This is a genomic window from Streptomyces sp. NEAU-174 (assembly GCF_052665095.1).
Genome location: NZ_JBQTCE010000001.1, coordinates 642,723 through 660,840 on the forward strand (window position 1 = coordinate 642,723; position 18,118 = coordinate 660,840).

Annotated in this window: 15 protein-coding genes; 8 read left to right on the forward strand and 7 right to left on the reverse strand. The window is 71.6% G+C overall.

The window, feature by feature from the left end; genetic code table 11:
• Window positions 1-172: 172 nt before the first annotated feature.
• A complete protein-coding gene (locus ACT2CW_RS02690; RefSeq protein ID WP_445515353.1) occupies window positions 173-1,057 on the forward strand; it encodes a universal stress protein in 885 nt (294 codons plus the stop codon).
• Between the two features lie 39 nt (window positions 1,058-1,096).
• Here the strand turns inward: ACT2CW_RS02690 and ACT2CW_RS02695 are convergent, their stop codons facing one another.
• Complete coding sequence (locus tag ACT2CW_RS02695; RefSeq protein ID WP_164427234.1) at window positions 1,097-2,122, reverse strand: 6-phosphofructokinase; 1,026 nt, start codon at window positions 2,120-2,122, stop codon at window positions 1,097-1,099.
• A gap of 230 nt (window positions 2,123-2,352) precedes the next feature.
• Between ACT2CW_RS02695 and ACT2CW_RS02700 the strand changes: the two genes are divergently transcribed.
• The 4 genes from ACT2CW_RS02700 (at window position 2,353) to ACT2CW_RS02715 (ending at window position 5,436) form a co-directional block, all read left to right on the forward strand.
• Window positions 2,353-2,517, forward strand: coding sequence for a hypothetical protein (locus ACT2CW_RS02700; protein WP_165556256.1), 165 nt, complete (start codon window positions 2,353-2,355; stop codon window positions 2,515-2,517).
• Window positions 2,518-2,679: 162 nt separating this feature from the next.
• Window positions 2,680-3,513, forward strand: a complete 834-nt coding sequence (locus ACT2CW_RS02705; protein WP_037956765.1) for an RNA polymerase sigma factor SigF — start codon at window positions 2,680-2,682, stop codon at window positions 3,511-3,513.
• Window positions 3,514-3,701: 188 nt separating this feature from the next.
• Complete coding sequence (locus ACT2CW_RS02710) at window positions 3,702-4,532, forward strand: RNA polymerase sigma factor SigF (protein ID WP_020870119.1); 831 nt, start codon at window positions 3,702-3,704, stop codon at window positions 4,530-4,532.
• A 67-nt stretch (window positions 4,533-4,599) separates the two neighbouring features.
• Window positions 4,600-5,436 (forward strand): hypothetical protein, encoded by an 837-nt coding sequence (locus ACT2CW_RS02715; RefSeq protein ID WP_445515354.1) that lies wholly within the window; start codon window positions 4,600-4,602, stop codon window positions 5,434-5,436.
• A 22-nt stretch (window positions 5,437-5,458) separates the two neighbouring features.
• Here the strand turns inward: ACT2CW_RS02715 and ACT2CW_RS02720 are convergent, their stop codons facing one another.
• Window positions 5,459-5,659, reverse strand: a complete 201-nt coding sequence (locus ACT2CW_RS02720) for a hypothetical protein (protein WP_445515355.1) — start codon at window positions 5,657-5,659, stop codon at window positions 5,459-5,461.
• Window positions 5,660-5,870: 211 nt separating this feature from the next.
• On the opposite strand from ACT2CW_RS02720, the gene ACT2CW_RS02725 reads away from it, so the two are divergent.
• The 3 genes from ACT2CW_RS02725 (at window position 5,871) to ACT2CW_RS02735 (ending at window position 10,188) form a co-directional block, all read left to right on the forward strand.
• A complete protein-coding gene (locus ACT2CW_RS02725) occupies window positions 5,871-6,359 on the forward strand; it encodes a MarR family winged helix-turn-helix transcriptional regulator (RefSeq protein ID WP_037956757.1) in 489 nt (162 codons plus the stop codon).
• Window positions 6,360-6,367: 8 nt separating this feature from the next.
• Entirely contained in the window at window positions 6,368-9,010 is a 2,643-nt protein-coding gene (locus ACT2CW_RS02730; protein ID WP_445515356.1) for an MFS transporter, read from the forward strand.
• Window positions 9,011-9,336: 326 nt separating this feature from the next.
• Window positions 9,337-10,188 (forward strand): YceI family protein, encoded by an 852-nt coding sequence (locus ACT2CW_RS02735; protein WP_164427240.1) that lies wholly within the window; start codon window positions 9,337-9,339, stop codon window positions 10,186-10,188.
• A 25-nt stretch (window positions 10,189-10,213) separates the two neighbouring features.
• On the opposite strand, the gene ACT2CW_RS02740 is transcribed toward ACT2CW_RS02735, so the two are convergent.
• The 5 genes from ACT2CW_RS02740 to ACT2CW_RS02760 all read right to left on the reverse strand — a co-directional run bounded on the left by ACT2CW_RS02740 (window position 10,214) and on the right by ACT2CW_RS02760 (window position 17,980).
• A complete protein-coding gene (locus tag ACT2CW_RS02740) occupies window positions 10,214-10,996 on the reverse strand; it encodes a TetR/AcrR family transcriptional regulator (protein WP_164427242.1) in 783 nt (260 codons plus the stop codon).
• Window positions 10,997-11,077: 81 nt separating this feature from the next.
• Entirely contained in the window at window positions 11,078-12,601 is a 1,524-nt protein-coding gene (locus ACT2CW_RS02745) for an MFS transporter (RefSeq protein ID WP_164427244.1), read from the reverse strand.
• A gap of 179 nt (window positions 12,602-12,780) precedes the next feature.
• On the reverse strand, window positions 12,781-15,120 hold the full coding sequence (locus ACT2CW_RS02750; protein ID WP_445515357.1) for a glycosyltransferase family 39 protein: 2,340 nt from the start codon (window positions 15,118-15,120) through the stop codon (window positions 12,781-12,783).
• Window positions 15,117-16,415 (reverse strand): bifunctional glycosyltransferase family 2/GtrA family protein, encoded by a 1,299-nt coding sequence (locus ACT2CW_RS02755; protein ID WP_037956742.1) that lies wholly within the window; start codon window positions 16,413-16,415, stop codon window positions 15,117-15,119. The genes ACT2CW_RS02750 and ACT2CW_RS02755 overlap by 4 nt, the downstream gene beginning before the upstream one ends.
• Window positions 16,416-16,441: 26 nt before the next feature.
• Window positions 16,442-17,980, reverse strand: coding sequence for a sensor histidine kinase (locus ACT2CW_RS02760; protein WP_445515674.1), 1,539 nt, complete (start codon window positions 17,978-17,980; stop codon window positions 16,442-16,444).
• Window positions 17,981-18,118 lie beyond the last annotated feature (138 nt).

Consider the following 18,118-nt stretch of genomic DNA (forward strand, 5'->3'; position numbering starts at 1 on the left):
TCCATGCGCGGCGAATCCTCCGACCATGTCGGATCTTCGTCGCGTATCTAGACTAAACGGACGTGCTCCAGTTGGCATCAGAACGGACAGAAGATACGGACCGGAGTGACGAACCGCAGTGACGAACCGCAGTGACGGACCGGAGTTCCGGACGGCAGCCGAGGAGGACCGGATGAGCGGCCCTGTCGTGGCGGGGGTCGACGGCTCCCGGCGCAGCCTTACGGCGGCCGAGTGGGCCGCACGGGAGGCGGCGCGGCGCGGCGTCGCACTGCGCCTCGTGCACGCCTGTCCGCCGCTGCCGCTCAGGGTCTCGCCGGTGCCCGGGGTGGACGCCTGGCAGAACGTGGGTGAGCAGATGCTCGGGCAGACGGTGGCCGACTTCCGGGCACGCCTTCCGGAGCTCGCGATCGACGGGGAGCACACCGCCACCGAACCGGCCGAGGCCCTGCTCACGGCCGCCGCGAGCGCCGGGCTGCTGGTGGTCGGGGCCCGTGGCTGGGGCGGCTTCGAGGGGCTGGCGGTGGGCTCCGTGGCACTGCGGGTGGCGGCGATGGCGGACTGCCCCGTCGTCACGGTGCCGGACGAGCGCCGTACGGGCGCCGGGTGGGACGGTACGGACGCGGACGAGGTGCAGCTCGGCTTCGACGCGCACGCCCCGGCGGAGGCGCCGACCGCCTTCGCGTTCCGCGCCGCCCAGGAGCGGGGCGTCCCGCTGCGGGTGGTGCACGCGTGGGCGCTGCCCCCGGCCTCCCCGTCGGCCTGGATGCTCACGGTGCTGGAGGAGGACCGCGCGATGTGGGAGGACCAGGAGAGCCAGGTGGTCTCCGACGCCCTGCGGCCGTGGCGGGAGGGCTGCCCCGAGGTCACCGTGGTGCCGGATGTCGTACTGCTCAATCCGGCGGAGGCGCTGGTCAGGGCCTCGGAGCGGGCCGACCTGCTGGTGATCGGGCGCCGTACGGCCACCCGGCCCACCCAGCTGCGGCTGGGGCCGGTGGCCCATGCGGTGCTGCACCACGCCCGCTGCCCGGTGGCGGTCGTACCGCACCCCGGGCCCTGAGCCCGCATCCCGCGCCCTGAGCCCGCACCCCGCAGGCGCTCAGCCGAAGAACACCCCGAATTCCGAGTACAGCGCGGGATCGACGCCCTTGGTGCCCACCGTGGCCTCCGCCAGCGGTATCCGCACGATGTCCGTGCCGCGCAGCGCCACCATCGTGCCGAAGTCCCGGTCCTTGACCGCGTCGATCGCGCGCAGCCCGAAGCGGGTGGCCAGCCAGCGGTCGAAGGCGCTGGGCGTCCCACCGCGCTGGATATGGCCCAGGACCGTGGTGCGGGCCTCCTTACCGGTGTGATCGGCGATCTCATGGGACAGCCACTCGCCGATCCCGGACAGCCGGACATGGCCGAACTCGTCCAGGCTGGAGTCCTTGACCACCATCTGGCCCTTCTTCGGCACGGCCCCCTCCGCCACCACCACGATCGGTGCGTATCTGATCGTGAAGCGGTTCTCCACCCAGGCGCAGACCTGGCCGATGTCGAAGGGCTGCTCGGGGATCAGGATGACGTTGGCACCGCCCGCGATGCCCGAGTGCAGGGCGATCCAGCCGGAGTGCCGCCCCATGACCTCGACCACCAGGGTGCGGGTGTGGGATTCGGCGGTGGTGTGCAGCCGGTCGATCGCCTCGGTGGCGATATTGACGGCGGTGTCGAAGCCGAAGGTGTAGTCGGTGCCCGCCACATCGTTGTCGATCGTCTTGGGCACCCCGACCACCTGGATGCCCTCACCCGCCAGCGCCGCGGCGACCCCGAGCGTGTCCTCGCCGCCGATCGCGATGAGCGCGTCCACCTCGTACTCGGCGAGCGTCTCCCGCACCCGGTCGACCCCGCCCTCGCCGGCCAGGGGGTTGGTCCTGGAGGAGCCGAGGATGGTGCCGCCCCGCGGCAGGATGCCGCGCACGGCCGGGACGTCCAGCGGCACGATGGCTCCTTCGAGCGCACCGCGCCAGCCGTCCCGCACCCCGACGAACTCGAAGCCGTGGACCTCCACGCCCTTCCGGACGATGCCGCGGATCGCGGCGTTGAGCCCGGGGCAGTCACCGCCGCCGGTCAGCACACCGACACGCATCTCCGCTCCCTCCGCCGACGGCGCTCGCCGCTGCCGTCGCCGCTCCTTCCGGCGCCATCCTTGCTCCCCCTCTTTCTCCAGAATCCACCCATATGTGGCGCGGCGCCCACAGCGGCGTAGGGGTGTCCCCACAACACCGATCTGTTCATCGGACTGATACGACTGATGCGCCAGAGGTGTGGATAGACTCTCGCAACTGCACAAGGGCACAGCGGGGAGAGGCAGCACAGATGGCCCAGGCGAAGAAAATCGCGCTCTATATGCTGATCGTCTTCGTGCTGTACACGATCATCAAGACGCCGGCCCGGGCAGCCGACCTCGTCCAGGTCGGTTTCGAGGGCATATCGGACGCCGCCAAGAGCGTCGGCGAGTTCATGACGGAACTGACCAACTAGCCTCGCGCCCCTCCCGCCCCCGCCTTCGAACCCCCACCCCCTTCCATCCCTTATCTGGCGATTTCTCCACCAACACGTGGTAAAGCGGTGCTTGCACACAGTGCACATGTCTTGTGATGCTATGACCGCTTTTGCCGGGTGAGTACATCGTGAAGGGGTGGCGTGACCGTGTCGGCCCGTACCGCGCCCAGAACCCCGCCCCAGGGCGATGGCGGCAGCGAAAGCGGCAGAAGCCGCGGGGCTGACGCCAGAGCGCTCACCCAGGTGCTCTTCGCCGAGCTCTCGGGCCTCACCCCCGGAACCCCCGAGCACGCCCGCGTGCGCGCCGCGCTGATCGAGGCCAATCTGCCGCTGGTCCGCTACGCCGCGGCCCGCTTCCGCAGCCGCAATGAGCCCATGGAGGACGTGATCCAGGTCGGCACCATCGGCCTGATCAACGCGATCGACCGGTTCGACCCGGACCGCGGGGTGCAGTTCCCGACCTTCGCCATGCCGACCGTCGTCGGCGAGATCAAGCGCTACTTCCGCGACAACGTCCGCACCGTCCACGTCCCGCGCCGGTTGCACGAGCTATGGGTGCAGGTCAACGGCGCGACCGAGGACCTGACCGTGCTGCACGGCCGCTCCCCGACGACGGCCGAGATCGCCGAACGGCTCAAGCTCAGCGAGGAGGAGGTGCTGGCCTGCATCGAGGCGGGCCGCTCGTATCACGCCACCTCCCTGGAGGCCGCCCAGGAGGGCGACGGGCTGCCCGGTCTCGTCGACCGGCTCGGCTACGAGGATCCCGCACTCGCCGGAGTCGAACACCGCGATCTGGTGCGCCATCTGCTCGTACAACTGCCCGAGCGCGAGCAGCGTATCCTTTTGCTTCGTTACTACAGCAACTTGACGCAATCTCAGATCAGCGCCGAGCTCGGCGTCTCCCAGATGCATGTGTCCCGGCTGCTGTCCCGGAGCTTCGCCAGGCTGAGATCCGCAAACCGGATCGAGTCCTGATCCTTGCGAGGGACCTCCGTCCCGGAGCCTCAAGGCTGTAATGTCGACATGGCGCTACAGCGTGTTGCCGACATGTGACATTCTGCGTGAACCGCGTTTGCCGCGGCCCGACCTCCGGTATTCAGGGGGAGGCTGCGTCGGACGCGAACCGCGCAGCTGGGATCCGTCCGCGACCTCTAGGGGGTGGCATGTCCGTAGAACTGGGCAGCTCGAAGGTGCTCAACAACGACGCACCGCTCATGCCTGACGACTGCGACGCCATCGACACCCGCACCCTCTCCCGCTCCCTCTTCCTGCGGCTCGCCACACTCGACAAGGACAGTGCGGAGGCCGGCTATGTCCGTGACACCCTCATCGAGCTGAACCTCCCGCTCGTCCGCTACGCGGCGGCCCGGTTCCGCAGCCGTAACGAGCCGATGGAGGACATCGTCCAGGTCGGCACCATCGGCCTGATCAAGGCGATCGACCGCTTCGACTGCGAACGCGGCGTGGAGTTCCCGACGTTCGCCATGCCGACCGTCGTGGGCGAGATCAAGCGGTTCTTCCGCGACACCAGCTGGTCGGTGCGGGTCCCGCGGCGACTCCAGGAGCTGCGCCTGGCCCTCACCAAGGCCAGTGACGAGCTGTCCCAGAAGCTCGACCGCTCCCCGACCGTCACGGAGCTCGCCACGGCGCTGGGCGTCTCCGAGGAGGACGTGGTCGACGGGCTCGCGGTGGGCAATGCCTACACGGCCAGCTCGCTGGACTCCCCGTCCCCCGAGGACGATGGCGGCGAGGGGTCGCTCGCCGACCGGCTGGGGTACGAGGACAGCGCGCTGGAGGGCGTGGAGTACCGCGAGTCGCTCAAGCCCCTGCTGGCCAAACTGCCGCCGCGCGAGCGCCAGATCATCATGCTGCGCTTCTTCGCCAATATGACGCAGTCGCAAATCGGCGAAGAGGTCGGGATCTCCCAGATGCATGTCTCCCGGCTGCTCACCCGGACCCTGGCCCAGCTGCGCGAGGGCTTGATCTCGGACTGAGCCGTCACCGGCCGGTCCCCCTGCCGGATCCCTGTACACCTGACGGGTCGTCAGCCACACTGGCCCGATGCGATACGCATGGAGCCGGACAACGGGCCGCCGAGGCACGGCAATCGCCTCCTCGGCGGCCGCGCTGTGCCTGGGGGCACTCCTCAGCGGCTGCGGCGGTGGCGGCGACGGCTATGTGGCCGCCGGAGCAGCCGGACCCGACGGCCGGCCGACCGCGAACGCCGTGCCGCCCAAGGGCGACGTCGACCTGGTGCCCCTGGACGAGGGCGGTACGGACGACGATCGCGGCGGTAAGGGCGGCACGGACGGGAAGCGCGATCGCGGCGCGGCCGGACCCACCGCCAGCACGGACGGCGGAACGGACGGACCGGCCTCAAGGGCGCCCTCGGCGTCCGCGAAGGCTCCCGGCCGCACGGACGGCTCGGGCGACTCAGGCGGCGGGAAGGGCGGATCCGGGGCCCCGGGGCGTACGGACGACGGCCCCAAGGGCGACGACGGCCCCAAGGGCGGCGAACCCGGCGAGCCCTCGCCCTCCGGCCCGGGCTCGGGTTCCTCGGACCCCTCCGGCACCCCCACGCCCACCGGACCGGCCGCCCTCAAGGTCGGCAAGCCGGAGCGCACGGCGACCGATGAGCGCTGGTGCGAGAAGGTGAAGGTCGAGTTCCGCAACACCGGAGGAGCGCCGATCGCCTCGGGCACCGTCACCTTCGGCACGCATGTGATCGACGCGCTCGGCATCGACTGGGCCACGCTGGAGTCCAAGGAAAAGCTGCCCGCGCCGATCGGCGCGGGCCAGAAGAAGGAGAAGACCTGGACGGTGTGCGTGGACGACTGGCGGGTGCCGCTGGGCATGCATATCGAGACACAGGACGTCTCGGTCAGCTGGAAGCCGTAAGGCCGACCCGGCAGCCCCGAGCTCAGCCCAGCGCCAGCCAGGCCACCGCCGCGACGATCACGACCGCCGCGACCACACCGACGATCAGGCCGACGCGCGAACCGCCGCCCGATGCGGTGGACGTCTGAGGCTGCCGAGCGCCCTCGTCGACGAAGGCGCGGAACATCTGCGTGGAGCCGGCCGGGTCCTGGTTCCCGTTGGGGCTCTGGGGGTTGTTCGCCATGAGCCCCGACCCTAGCGAACGAGCGGATTCCGGGACACCCCCGGGTCTCAGCAGTCCCGTGCACCTCAGCCGCCCCGCTTGACCGACTCCAGGACGACTCTTTAACGGCAATTTACCGCCCAGACCGCCCTTTCATTTGCCTGTAGCAACTAACTTCTTCTATGGTTGCCTTAAGCAACCGACCCTTCTGATCAATCCCACTGGGGGTGCCGTGGCCACGCAGCGCCACTATGAGGAGCTGGCCCGGCAGCTCAGCGCCATCGGCACCGTCAAGCGCGGGCTCGGGCGCGCTCTGCCGGCCGACTGCCCGTCGGGCTCCGCCGTCGTCCTGATGCTCCTCGACCGCTACGGCGAGATGCGCATGGGCAGGCTCGCCGAACTGCTCGACATCGACATGTCGGTGACCAGCCGGCATGTGGCGCATGTCGCGAACCGCGGCTGGGTGGACCGCAAGCCCGACCCGCTCGACCGGCGGTCGCGGCTGCTGAGCATCAACCCCAGCGGTCGAGCCCTGCTCGGTCAGGTCTCCGAGCGCTACACGAACGCGCTCGCCAGCTGTCTGAGCGACTGGTCGGACGAGGACGTCGACCGCCTCAACGAACTTCTCGCCCGGTTGCGGTCGAGTTTCGGGGACACCCGTTCCCGGGCCCTGCCGCATCAGGCGGAGACCAGCATCACCCGTACACCTTCGCAACGTTAAGGAACTTCATGGCAACGACCACACCGGACGGCGGTGTGCGGGGACCCGCGGGGCACCCCGCCCACGCCAAGCACGGCGGAGGAGGCCACAGAGGCCAGCAGGGCCACGACGCGGGCTCCTCGGCGCCGATGACCCACCGGCAGATCATGGAGGCGCTCTCCGGGCTGCTGCTGGGGATGTTCGTCGCGATCCTGTCGTCGACGATCGTCTCCAACGCGCTGCCCGAGATCATCTCCGATCTCCACGGCGGCCAGTCCGCCTACACCTGGGTCGTCACCGCCACCCTGCTGGCCATGACCGCCGCCACCCCGCTGTGGGGCAAGCTCTCCGATCTCTTCAGCAAGAAGCTGCTGGTCCAGATCGCCCTGCTGATCTACGTCGCCGGCTCCGTGGTGGCCGGTCTGTCGCAGAACCCCGGCATGCTGATCGCCTGCCGGGTGGTGCAGGGCATCGGCGTCGGCGGTCTGTCCGCCCTCGCCCAGGTCGTCATGGCGGCGATGATCTCCCCGCGTGAGCGCGGCCGTTACAGCGGCTACCTCGGCGCGACCTTCGCCGTCGCGACCGTCGGCGGTCCGCTGCTGGGCGGCGTGATCACCGACACCGACTGGCTGGGCTGGCGCTGGTGCTTCTACGTCGGCGTGCCGTTCGCCGTCATCGCGCTGATCGTCCTTCAGAAGACCCTGAAGCTCCCCGTGGTGAAGCGGGACGTCAAGGTCGACTGGGGCGGCGCCTTCTTCATCAGCGCCGCGGTCTCGCTGCTGCTGATCTGGGTCACCTTCGCGGGCGACAAGTACGACTGGATCTCGTGGCAGACCTACGCCATGGTCGGCGGTTCGATCGCGCTCGGTCTGATCTTCCTGCTGATCGAGTCCAAGGCGAGCGAGCCGATCATCCCGCTGCGGCTGTTCCGCAACAAGACGATCACTCTCGCCTCGCTGGCGTCGCTCTTCGTCGGTATCGCGATGTTCTCCGGCACCGTGTTCTTCAGCCAGTACTTCCAGCTGGCGCGCGGTGAGACGCCCACGATGTCCGGCGTCATGACCATCCCGATGATCGGTGGCCTGTTTATCTCCTCGACCGTTTCCGGTCAGGTCATCACCAAGACCGGTCGCTGGAAGGCATGGCTGGTCATCGGTGGTGTGCTGGTGACCGCGGGCCTCGGGCTGCTGGGCACCATCCGGTACGACACCCCGTACTGGCACATGGCGATCTACATGGCGCTCATGGGCCTCGGCGTCGGCATGATGATGCAGAACCTGGTGCTGGCCACCCAGAACCAGGTGGCCCCGCAGGACCTCGGCGCGGCCAGCGCCGTCGTCACCTTCTTCCGCTCCCTGGGCGGTGCGGTGGGCGTCTCGGCGCTCGGCGCGGTGCTCGCCAACCGCGTCACCCACTACGTCAAGGACGGCCTGGCCGACCTCGGCCCCAAGGGCGCCGCGCTGGGCCACGGCGGCACCGGCGGCGGTGGCATCCCCAACGTCAAGGCGCTGCCCGAACCGCTGCGCACGATCATGGAGAGCGCCTACGGACACGGTGTCGCGGACGTCTTCCTCTTCGCCGCCCCGGCCGCGTTCCTCGGTCTGCTGCTGACCCTGTTCATCAAGGAGGTCGCCCTGAAGACCAACTCCGGCTCCCAGCAGGCCGCCGCGGCCACCTCGGACGCCCCGGCCGCCGACGCGACGGCCCCGGCCGACTCGGTGGCGGCCACGGCGGCCACCGGGCAGGTCGCCGACCTCGAACCGGCGCTCGTGGGCGCCCCGGCCGCCGAGGTGCACGAGCCGGACGCCGACGGTGCCCTCGCGGCCACCGCCTCGCAGCCGGCCATCGCGCCGCAGCGCCTCGCGGCCTTCGCCTCCGCCGGGGGCGACGGCACGGACCGTCAGCCCCGGCAGGGTGTGCACGGCTTCGTGCGGAACGCGGAGGGCGGCCCCGTCGCCCGCGCCGCGGTGACGCTGATCTCGCTCGCCGGGCGGCAGCTGGGCCGTTCGGTGGCGCACCCCGACGGCTCGTACGCCCTGGACGCGCCGGGCTCCGGCTCGTACGTCCTGATCGCGGCGGCCGACGGCCACCAGCCGCAGGCCTCCACGGTCGTGGTCGGGGACGAGCCGCTCGGCTTCGACATCGTCCTGGCGGCCACCAGCGGTCTGGTGGGCACCGTGCGCGGCGCCGCCGACGGCCGGCCGGTGGACGCGGCGATGGTCGTGGTCACCGATGTCCGCGGTGAGGTGCTGGCCACCGGGAAGACCGGTGAGCAGGGCGACTTCGGCTTCGAGGAGCTGGTCTCCGGGACCTTCACGGTCGCGGTGAACGCGCCGGGCTACCGGCCCGCGGCCCTGCCCGTCGAGGTGGGCGCCCAGGGGCTGACCCGGGTGGAGATAGCGCTCCAGGCCGGCGCCCGGGTGCAGGGCATAGTCCGGGCCGGTGCCGACCGGCGGCCGCTGCCCGACGCGCGGGTCACCCTCGTGGACTCGGCCGGGAACGTGGTCGCCACCGCCACCACCGGTGAGGACGGCGCGTACGCCTTCACCGACCTGGACGCGGGCGACTACACGGTCATCGCGAGCGGCTACCCGCCGGTCGCGGGGGCGCTGACGGTCTCCGGGCCCGGCGTCGACGGCCACGATGTGGAGCTCGCCCACCCGGGCGAGTGACCGAACCCCGGGCCCGGGGCGCGCAAGAGCGGAGACGCGCCCCGGGCCCGGCCGGGCGGCGGATTTCTCGGCCGGACCCGGAACCCGGATCCCGGCGGCGGTGTAGTGAAGGCAGGGGACGGCCTGACGCCGCCGCCCGGATCCGGTGCACGGACACGACGAGTACCACCAGCCCGACGAGTACCACCAGCACGACAGCACAACAGCACGGCGCGCACGACCAGCGCGCCGGGCGACATGAGCGACACGAGCAAGACGAGCAACACGAGCAACGCGCCGAGCAGGACGAGCAACACGGCGACACCCGAGCGGGAGCGAAACGCGGCATGACGACCACAGGAGCAGGAGCAGGCGGGGGAGCGGGGCTGCGGGCCCGGATCCACACCCGCGACGGCTGGGCGGTCCAGCACGCGGTGCTGACCGTCACCGATATGACGGGCGCCCAGGTGCTGCGCGCGCAGGCCGACCCGGACGGCGCCGTGCGGACCGACGAGCCGCTGCCGCCGGGGCCGTACACGATCATCGCCACCGCGGTCGGCTACGCCCCGGTCGCGTCCACGGCGATCGTCACGGCCTCCGGGCGGGCCGACGTGGGCACGGTGGTGCTGGCGCGCCAGGGCGGGGTGGAGCTTCCGCCGCCCGGGGCGTGGACGATCGACCCGGCGCATTCGACGGTGGCCGCGGTCGCCCAGCACCTCGGGATCTCCAGCGTCCACGGCCGGTTCACGGAGTTCAGCGGGCGGATCGAGGTCGCCGAGGACATCGAGAAGTCGCGCGTCGAGGCGGTCATGCGGGCCGCCAGCATCGACACCGGAAACGCCATGCGGGACGGCCATCTGAAGTCGCCCGACTTCCTCAATGTGGAGGAGTTCCCGGAGCTGACGTACCGGAGCACGCATCTGAGCGCGGCCGGGGCCGACCGCTGGACGGTCCACGGCGAGCTGTCGATGCACGGCGTGGTCCGGGACGTGGATCTGGACCTGACGTACCTGGGCACGGGCCCCGACCCCTGGGGCGGGGTGCGGGCGGCCTTCCGGGCCGTCGCCGAGCTGCGCCGCGAGGACTTCGCGATGAACTACAACCAGGTGGTCGCCGCGGGCATCGCGGCGATCGGCACGACCCTGCGGGTGGAGCTGGACATACAGGCGGTGCAGGGCGAGGAGCTCCCCACGGCCTGACGCCCGGCCCGCCCGCCGCCGCGCGCTATCGCTCTCTCAGTGCCTCGATACCGGCGATCGCGAGGTCCAGGGCGAAGCTGAAGTCGCGGTCCTGCATCTCCTGGACCGTGACGCCGCCCCGAGCCTCCATGATCTTCCGCGCCTCGTCGAACTCCATACGGTCCTCGACGGTGCCCATCATCTCGTGGAACAGCTCCTCCTGGGTGACTCCCGACGCCCGGCAGCGGGCGGCGAAGCGGCCCTCGATCGTGCCGAAGCCGTAGACGAACTGATAGACGAGGGCCAGCCCGCTGGTGATCCTGTCGTCCGGCAGTCCGCTGTTGCGCATCACGGCCAGCGCGGCGTTCTGGAAGACCACCGCGTTGGGCCCGATGTTGAGATACTCCCCCAGCAGCGCCGACAGCCAGGGATGGCGCACCAGCACCCGCCGGTACTCGGAGGCGACCTGGCGCAGCTGCTCACGCCAGTCCCGCGGCTCGGCCGGGGTGTGCTCGAGCCCCTCGGCGGGGCCGACGGCCTCGATGGGCAGCGCTATCTCGCCCATGGCCGCGTCGAGGGCGAGTTCGAGCAGATGGTCCTTGGTCTCCACGTACCAGTAGACCGACATGGCGGTCACCCCGAGCTCCGCCGCGAGCCGTCGCATCGAGAAGCCCGAAAGGCCCTCGGCGTCCAGCAGCCGCATCGTCGCCGCGACGATCTTCAGATGGTCGAGCCCGACGGGCTGCTGGTCGCCCTTGCGCTTGGTGGTTTTGCGCTCGGAGAGCCAGACGCTGGACCGCGGGCGGGCGGTGCGGCTGCCGGTTGCCATGGCGGCGCCTCTCTTTCTCCGGTGCGCTGGCGCCGCATACGTCCCGGGCCCGGGCACGCGGCACCTCACTACCTGAAGATGCTATGCCGCCGGGGCCTCCTGTGAAGATCGTTCGGCCCTGCTGAGCAGCAGCGCGGCCAGCACTCCACCCGCCAGCACGGCCGCCGCGCCGACCAGCTGGCTGGTCTCCACACCCGAGGCGAACGCGTCCGCGACGGCCTCGCGGTCCTCGGGGGTACGGGCCGCGGCGAGGGCGGCCGGGAGCGAGCCCGCTCCGGTGGCGACGGCGGGCAGCAGCGAGCCGAAGCGGGAGTTGAGCACGGCGCCCAGGACGGCGACGCCGAGCCCGTTGCCGCATTCGGTGAGCGTGCCGTTGACCCCCGCGCCCACCCCCGCCTTCTCCGGCGGGATGGCCGACATGATGGCGTTCGCCATCGCGGGCATGGCCAGCGCGATACCGGCCCCCATCACCACCAGCCCGAAGAGCATCCCGCCATAGCCATGCGCGCCGAGCGTCGCGATGGCGGCGAGACCGGCCGCGAGCAGCCCCATCCCGCCGACGATGGTCACCGGGGTCCCGAGCCTGGGCAGCAGCCGCGCCCCGACACCGGTGAGGTTGAGCGCGACGATCACCAGCGCGAGCGGCGCGGTGCGCAGCCCCGCGTCCAGCGCGTCATAGCCGAGCACGAACTGGAGATGCTGGGTGAGCAGGAAGAGCGAACCGCCCATCCCGAAGGCCACCAGGATGCCGCCCGCCACCGCGCCCACGAACCGGCGGTTGCGGAAGAAGTGCATGTCCAGCATCGGATACGGGATATGACGCTCCCACAGCGCGAAACCGGTCATCACGGTGACGCCGATGAAGGCCGACAGCAGCACCCGGCTGGAGGTCCAGCCGTGCTCCGGCCCGGAGATGATCGCGAAGACGATGCCGGTCATGCCGACCGTGGACAGCAGCGCGCCGAGCAGATCGGGGCGGTCGCTGGTCGGCGCCTTCGACTCCGGCACCAGCCAGACCACGGCCACCAGCCCGAGCAGCGCCACCGGGATATTGATCAGGAAGATCGAGCCCCACCAGAAGTGCTCAAGCAGCGAGCCGCCGATCAGCGGCCCCGCGGCGAAGCCGAGCGAGCTGACCGCACCCCACAGCCCGATGGCCTTGGCCCGTTCGCCCTCGTCGAAGACCTGCACCACGACCGCGAGCGTCGTGGTCATCAGCAGCGCCCCGCCGATGCCCATGCCCGCGCGGGCGGCGATCAGCTGGCCGGGGTCCTGCGCCATCGACGCCGCGAACGAGCCGATGCCGAACAGCGCGAGCCCGGCGACCAGCAGCTTCTTCCGGCCATAGCGGTCGGCGGCGCTGCCCGCGGTGAGCAGCAGCCCCGACTGGACCAGCGAATAGGCGTTGATCATCCACTGGATGTCGGCCGTGCGGGCATCCATCTCCCTGGCCAGGGAGGGGACCGCCACATTGAGGATCGTGTTGTCCAGCAACACGGTGAGCTGGGCGAGGCAGATCACGGCGAGGATCAGCCAGCGCTGGGGATGGCCCCCCGGGGACTGATCGGGTGGCGCGGAGGCGGCGTCGGCGGTCGAGACCGTCATGGGGACTCCAGGCGGGGCAGGGGCTTCTACGGTGTATGGCGACGTACTGGGTCTTACACCGTACAAGTGTCGCTGTACGGCGTACAGCGAATTATGTGCGCGCGTCGCATACGCGTACGGGCCGGTGATCGCGGGGATGAACCCGCGACCACCGGCCCGTGCCCTACAGGGCTCCGGCGTCAGCCGGAGGACTTCGCGGTCCTGGTCGCCTTCTGGGTCAGGTCATAGAGCGTGGAGCTGCCCACGGTGACCTTCTTGTAGGTGGACTCGATCCAGGAGGTGATCTGGGACGAGGTCCCCTGGCCGCCGCCCGGTCCGCCGCCCATGCCGGTGCCCGAGGAGATGAAGTAGTGGATCCTGCCCTGCTTCACATACTCCTTGAACTGGGCGAGCGTCGGGGACGGGTCGCTGCCGTTGAAGCCGCCGATGGCCATCACGGGCTTCTCGGTGGCGAGTTGGTAGCTCGCGGCGTTCTGGGAGCCGATCGCGGCGGCCGCCCAGGTGTAGTCGTCGGCGTTCTTCGCCAGCTTGGCCTCCACCTCGGCGTCGACCTGCTGGCCGTCGAGCAGCCCGCCCATGCCGCCGCCACGGCGACCGCCCTCGCCCATGCCGCCGCCGGGCAGCATGCCCGGCCGGCCGTTCTGCCCCTGACCGCCCTGCGCGTTGCCCGTGCCGTTCCGCGGGGACTGGCCGCCGCCCGGGAAGCCACCGCCGGGGAAGCCGTTCTGGCCGCCACCCGGCTGAGCGCCGCCGGTGCCACCGCCGGTGCCGCCGCCGGTGCCGCCCGGCAGGCCCTGCGGACCGCCCTGGCCCTGCTGGCCCTGACCACCTTGCTGATTGCCCTGACCCTGGCCCTGCCCCTGCTGGCCCGCGCCCTGGCGTCCGTTCTGCATCCCCGGCGGACCGCCCCGGCCGCCGCCCGGGAAGCCGCCGCCGGGGCCGCCCATACCGCCCGCCACCGACGGACCGGCCGTCACGATGGAGCCGTGCTTCGGGGTTTCCACCGTGTTGAGCGTGTACGCGACCGGTCCGGCCAGCCCCGCCGCGAGGCCGAGGCCCGCCGCGGCCAGCGCCGCCCTCCGGCCCAGACGCGCCGTCAGCAGCAGCCCGGCCGCCGCCGCGAGCCCGCCGATCAGCACCGCCCAGCGCAGCCAGGGGTGCCAGTCCGGCGACCGCCCCAGCAGGACGTACGACATGTACGCGGTGACCGCGACCGTGACGGCCAGCACCGCCGAGGCCACCGCCCCCGCCCGGCCGCCCTCGCTCCGCCGCTCCCACAGCAGGGCCGCGCCCATGCCCACGAGCGCCGCGATGTAGGGCGCCAGGGCGATGTTGTAGTACTGGTGGAAGATCCCGGACATGAAGCTGAAGGTGGCGAACGTCATCAGCAGCGACCCGCCCCACACCAGGAAGGCCGCGCGCCGGGTGTCGGTGCGCTTCGCCCGCCAGGTCAGCCAGATCCCCGCCGCCAGCAGGATGAACGCCGCGGGCAGCAGCCAGGCGATCTGACCGCCCATGTCGGAGCCGAAGAGCCGGTCGATCCCGGTCTCGCCCCACCGGCCGCCACCGCCGCCGCCCGGGCCGCCCGGACCGCCGCCGCCGACGCTCCCGGTCTCATCGCCGTTGATCCGGCCCAGACCGTTGTAGCCGAAGGTCAGCTCCAGGAAGCTGTTGTGCTGCGAACCGCCGATGTACGGGCGCGAGGACGCCGGCCACAGCTCGACGATCGCGACCCACCAGCCGCCGGAGACCACCATCGCGAGCCCCGCGAGCAGCAGCTGCCCGATCCGCCGGCCGAACTTCGCCGGGGCGCACACCGCGTACACCACCGCGAGCGGCGGCAGGATCAGCCACGCCTGAAGCGTCTTGGTGAGGAAGCCGAGGCCGAAGCAGACCCCGGCCAGCAGCAGCCACTTGGTGCGCGCGTCCTCCAGGGCGCGCAGCACGCAGTAGACGGCCGAGACCATCAGCAGGCACAGCAGCGCGTCGGGGTTGTTGAAGCGGAACATCAGCGCCGCGACCGGGGTCACCGCGAGCGCCGCGCCCGCGATAAGCCCGGCGGCCGCGCCGAACCTGCGCCGTACGGCCGCGTACAGCACCCCGACCGTCGCGACGCCCATCAGCGCCTCGGGGACGAGGACCGCCCAGGAGGAGAGGCCGAAGAGCCGCACCGACAGGGCCATCGGCCACAGCGCGGCCGGGGGCTTGTCCACGGTGATGGAGTTCGCGGCGTCGGAGGAGCCGAAGAAGAACGCCTTCCAGCTCTCGCCGCCCGCCTGCACGGCGGCCGAGTAGAACTGGTTGGCGTAGCCGGACGCGCCCAGGCTCCACAGATAGAGCACGGTGGTGGCGGTCAGCAGGGCCCACAGGGCGGGCCGCGCCCAGCGCGGGTCCTCCGGCCGTCCTCTCCAGGCCCGCACCAGGCGCGAGCCGCCCGGCGCCCGCTGCCCCGGCCGGGGAGCGGCGTCGGGGGTCGGCGGCGGCCCGGCTTCACGGGTGCCGTAGTCGTAGGTGGTCATCGATCGGTCCTCGGGTCGTGGTCGGTCGTGGCCCCGCTGTCCGACGGGAAGACCCAGGCCCGGAAGAGCAGGAAGCGCAGTACGGTGGCGGCGAGGTTCGCCGCGATCAGCACGGCCAGTTCGGTGCCGTGCGAGGCGGTGCCGGGGACGGCGTCCAGGGCGGCGAGGGAGCCGCTGGTCAGCACCAGGCCGATGCCGAAGACGACCAGCCCCTGGGCCTGATGGCGCATCGCACGGTCCCGGCCGCGTACGCCGAAGGTGAGCCTCCGGTTGGCCGCGGTGTTGCCGAGCGCCGACAGCAGCAGCGCCAGCGCGTTGGCCACCTGCGGCCCCGTGCCCATCCGGAAGAGGGAGTACAGCAGCAGATAGACCAGTGTGCTCAGCGCGCCGACCACACAGAACCCGACCAGCTGGCGGGCCAGCCCCCTCGGCACCCCGCTCAGTTCCCGGTCGCGCGGATCGTCGCCGAACGGACGGCGCACCCGGTCCAGCGGCAGCGCACCGGTGGCCAGCGCGCGCCCCACCCGCCACACGCCCTTGAGGTCCTCGGTGGCCGTTCGCACGATGTGGACCGTGCTGTTGGGGTCGTCCACCCAGTCCACCGGCACCTCGTGGATGCGCAGCCCGGCCCGCTCGGCCAGCACCAGCATCTCGGTGTCGAAGAACCACCCGGTGTCCTCGACCAGCGGCAGCAGCCGCTCCGCGACGTCCTTACGGATCGCTTTGAATCCGCACTGGGCGTCGGAGAAGCGGGCGGCCAGGCTGCCGCGCAGGATCAGGTTGTACGCCCGCGAGATGAACTCCCGCTTGGGCCCGCGCACCACCCGTGAGCTGCGGGAGAGCCGCGATCCGATGGCCAGGTCGGAGTGCCCGGAGATCAGCGGGGCCACCAGCGGCAGCAGCGCCTTGAGGTCCGTGGACAGATCGACGTCCATATAGGCGAGCACGGGCGCCTCGGACAGCGACCACACGGTGCGCAGTGCCCGCCCTCGCCCCTTCTGCTCCAGCCGGACCGCCGTCACCTCCTCGATGCTCTCGTCCAGGTAGGCCGCGAGGTCGGGCGTGCGGTCCGTGCTGGCGTTGTCGGCGATGGTGATCCGGAAGCCGTACGGGAAGGTGCGGGCCAGATGGTCGTGCAGCCGTCGTACGCACCGCTCGAGGTCCGCTTCCTCGTTGTAGACGGGGATGACGACGTCCAGCACCGGACGGCCGCGCACGACCGTCACCGGCCCGCGCACGGGCAAGGTTTGGAGAGGTGTCTCGGGCGGAGCCCCGAGAGGGGTGTCGGTTCGCATGGGGTCGACAGTCGCGAGCCGCGCTGTCACGGCTGTGTGGTCAGCCTGTGGCCTGCCTGTGAGTCCGTCACGCCCTGGTGAACGACCCGGTGCACGGGCAGGTGGACGCCGAACACGGTGCGCCCGGGCACGCTGTCCACCGTCACCTGCCCGTCGTGCGCGGCCACGACCGCGTGCACGATGGCCAGGCCGAGCCCCGTGCTGCCCGCGGCGCGGGAGCGCGAGGCGTCGCCGCGCGCGAACCGCTCGAAGACATGCGGCAGCAGCTCGGGCGGGATGCCCGGACCGTCGTCCTCGATCTCCAGCGAGACGTACGGCTGGGCGTACGGCGAGGGGTAGGGCGACGCCTGCGGCCCGCCCCACAGCACCCGCGCCGTGACCGTGGTGCCGGCCGGGGTGTGCGTCCGCGCGTTGGCGAGGAGGTTGACCAGCACCTGGCGCAGCCGGGCGTCGTCGCCGTGGACGATCGCCGGTTCATCGGGCAGCTCCAGCCGCCACTCGTGGTCCGAGCCGACCGCCCGCGCGTCGCTGACAGCGTCCACGACCAGCGGGGACAGATCGACCTCCGCGCATTCCAGCGGCCGTCCCGCGTCCAGCCGGGCCAGCAGCAGCAGATCCTCGACCAGCCCGGTCATCCGCCCGGCCTCGGACTCGACCCGGCCGAGGGCATGCCGGGTGTCGGGCCCGATCTCCTCCCGGCCGCGCCGGGTCAGCTCGGCGTAGCCGCGGATCGAGGCGAGCGGCGTACGGAGCTCATGGCTGGCGTCGGCGACGAACTGACGCACCCGCGTCTCGCTCTCCTGGCGGGCCGCGAGCGCCGACTCCACATGGCCGAGCATGCGGTTGAGCGCCGCGCCCACCTGACCGACCTCGGTGCGCGGATCGGCCTCCGAGGCCGGGACGCGCTCGCGCAGCGCCACCTCGCCGCTGTGCAGGGGGAGTTCGGAGACCCGGGTCGCGGTCGCGGCCACCCGGCGCAGCGGGCGCAGCGAGATGCCGACCATCGCGGCCCCGGCGATCCCGGCCGCGACCAGCCCGGCCGCGGCCACACAGACCTCCACGAGGATGAGGGTGTTGACCGTCTCCTGCGTCTGGTCGAGCGGGAAGGCGAGGATGATGCCGCCGTCCCGGTGGTCCGACTGGGCCACGGCCCGATAGCCGCCGAGGCCGGGCAGATCGATGGTGTGCACGTCTCCGTCCAGGGGGACGGCGGCGATCGCCTTCTGCTGACCGCTGGTCAGGGGGTCCACCCGGCTCTCGGCGTCGACCTCGTTCGTCATGGGCGAGTCATTGCTCTTGCCGGACAGGAAGATCTCGCCGTTCTGGCCGAACCGCGCCCCGACCGTGCCGATGGGCTGACCGGGCGAAGCGACGAAGAGCACATCGTCCCGGGGGAGCCCGCCCGCCGGACCCGGCTTGTTCAGGAACCGCCCGACGGACGCGCGCAGATCGTCGTCCACCTGGCCCTGGAGGTACGAGTGCAGGGCGAGGGTGGTGACCGTGCCGATCACCGCGCAGACCACCGCGATCAGCGCGACGGCCGAGACGACCAGGCGGGTGCGCAGGGACCAGGGACGGCGCCCGGCCCGCTGAGTGCGCCCGGCCCGCTGAGCGGTCCCCGCCCGCTGGGCGGTTCCGGCCCGTTGAGCGGTTGCCGCCCGCTGGGCGGTTCCGGCCCGCTGGGCGGTCCCGGCTCGTTGCGC

Excerpts from the sequence above, each read along its gene's own strand:
- ACT2CW_RS02690 (WP_445515353.1), top strand. The coding sequence starts at position 173 with ATGAGCGGCCCTGTCGTGGCGGGGGTCGACGGCTCCCGGCGCAGCCTT.
- ACT2CW_RS02695 (WP_164427234.1), bottom strand. The coding sequence starts at position 2,122 with ATGCGTGTCGGTGTGCTGACCGGCGGCGGTGACTGCCCCGGGCTCAAC.
- ACT2CW_RS02700 (WP_165556256.1), top strand. The coding sequence starts at position 2,353 with ATGGCCCAGGCGAAGAAAATCGCGCTCTATATGCTGATCGTCTTCGTG.
- ACT2CW_RS02710 (WP_020870119.1), top strand. The coding sequence starts at position 3,702 with ATGTCCGTAGAACTGGGCAGCTCGAAGGTGCTCAACAACGACGCACCG.
- ACT2CW_RS02715 (WP_445515354.1), top strand. The coding sequence starts at position 4,600 with ATGCGATACGCATGGAGCCGGACAACGGGCCGCCGAGGCACGGCAATC.
- ACT2CW_RS02720 (WP_445515355.1), bottom strand. The coding sequence starts at position 5,659 with ATGGCGAACAACCCCCAGAGCCCCAACGGGAACCAGGACCCGGCCGGC.
- ACT2CW_RS02730 (WP_445515356.1), top strand. The coding sequence starts at position 6,368 with ATGGCAACGACCACACCGGACGGCGGTGTGCGGGGACCCGCGGGGCAC.
- ACT2CW_RS02735 (WP_164427240.1), top strand. The coding sequence starts at position 9,337 with ATGACGACCACAGGAGCAGGAGCAGGCGGGGGAGCGGGGCTGCGGGCC.
- ACT2CW_RS02740 (WP_164427242.1), bottom strand. The coding sequence starts at position 10,996 with ATGGCAACCGGCAGCCGCACCGCCCGCCCGCGGTCCAGCGTCTGGCTC.
- ACT2CW_RS02745 (WP_164427244.1), bottom strand. The coding sequence starts at position 12,601 with ATGACGGTCTCGACCGCCGACGCCGCCTCCGCGCCACCCGATCAGTCC.
- ACT2CW_RS02750 (WP_445515357.1), bottom strand. The coding sequence starts at position 15,120 with ATGACCACCTACGACTACGGCACCCGTGAAGCCGGGCCGCCGCCGACC.
- ACT2CW_RS02755 (WP_037956742.1), bottom strand. The coding sequence starts at position 16,415 with ATGCGAACCGACACCCCTCTCGGGGCTCCGCCCGAGACACCTCTCCAA.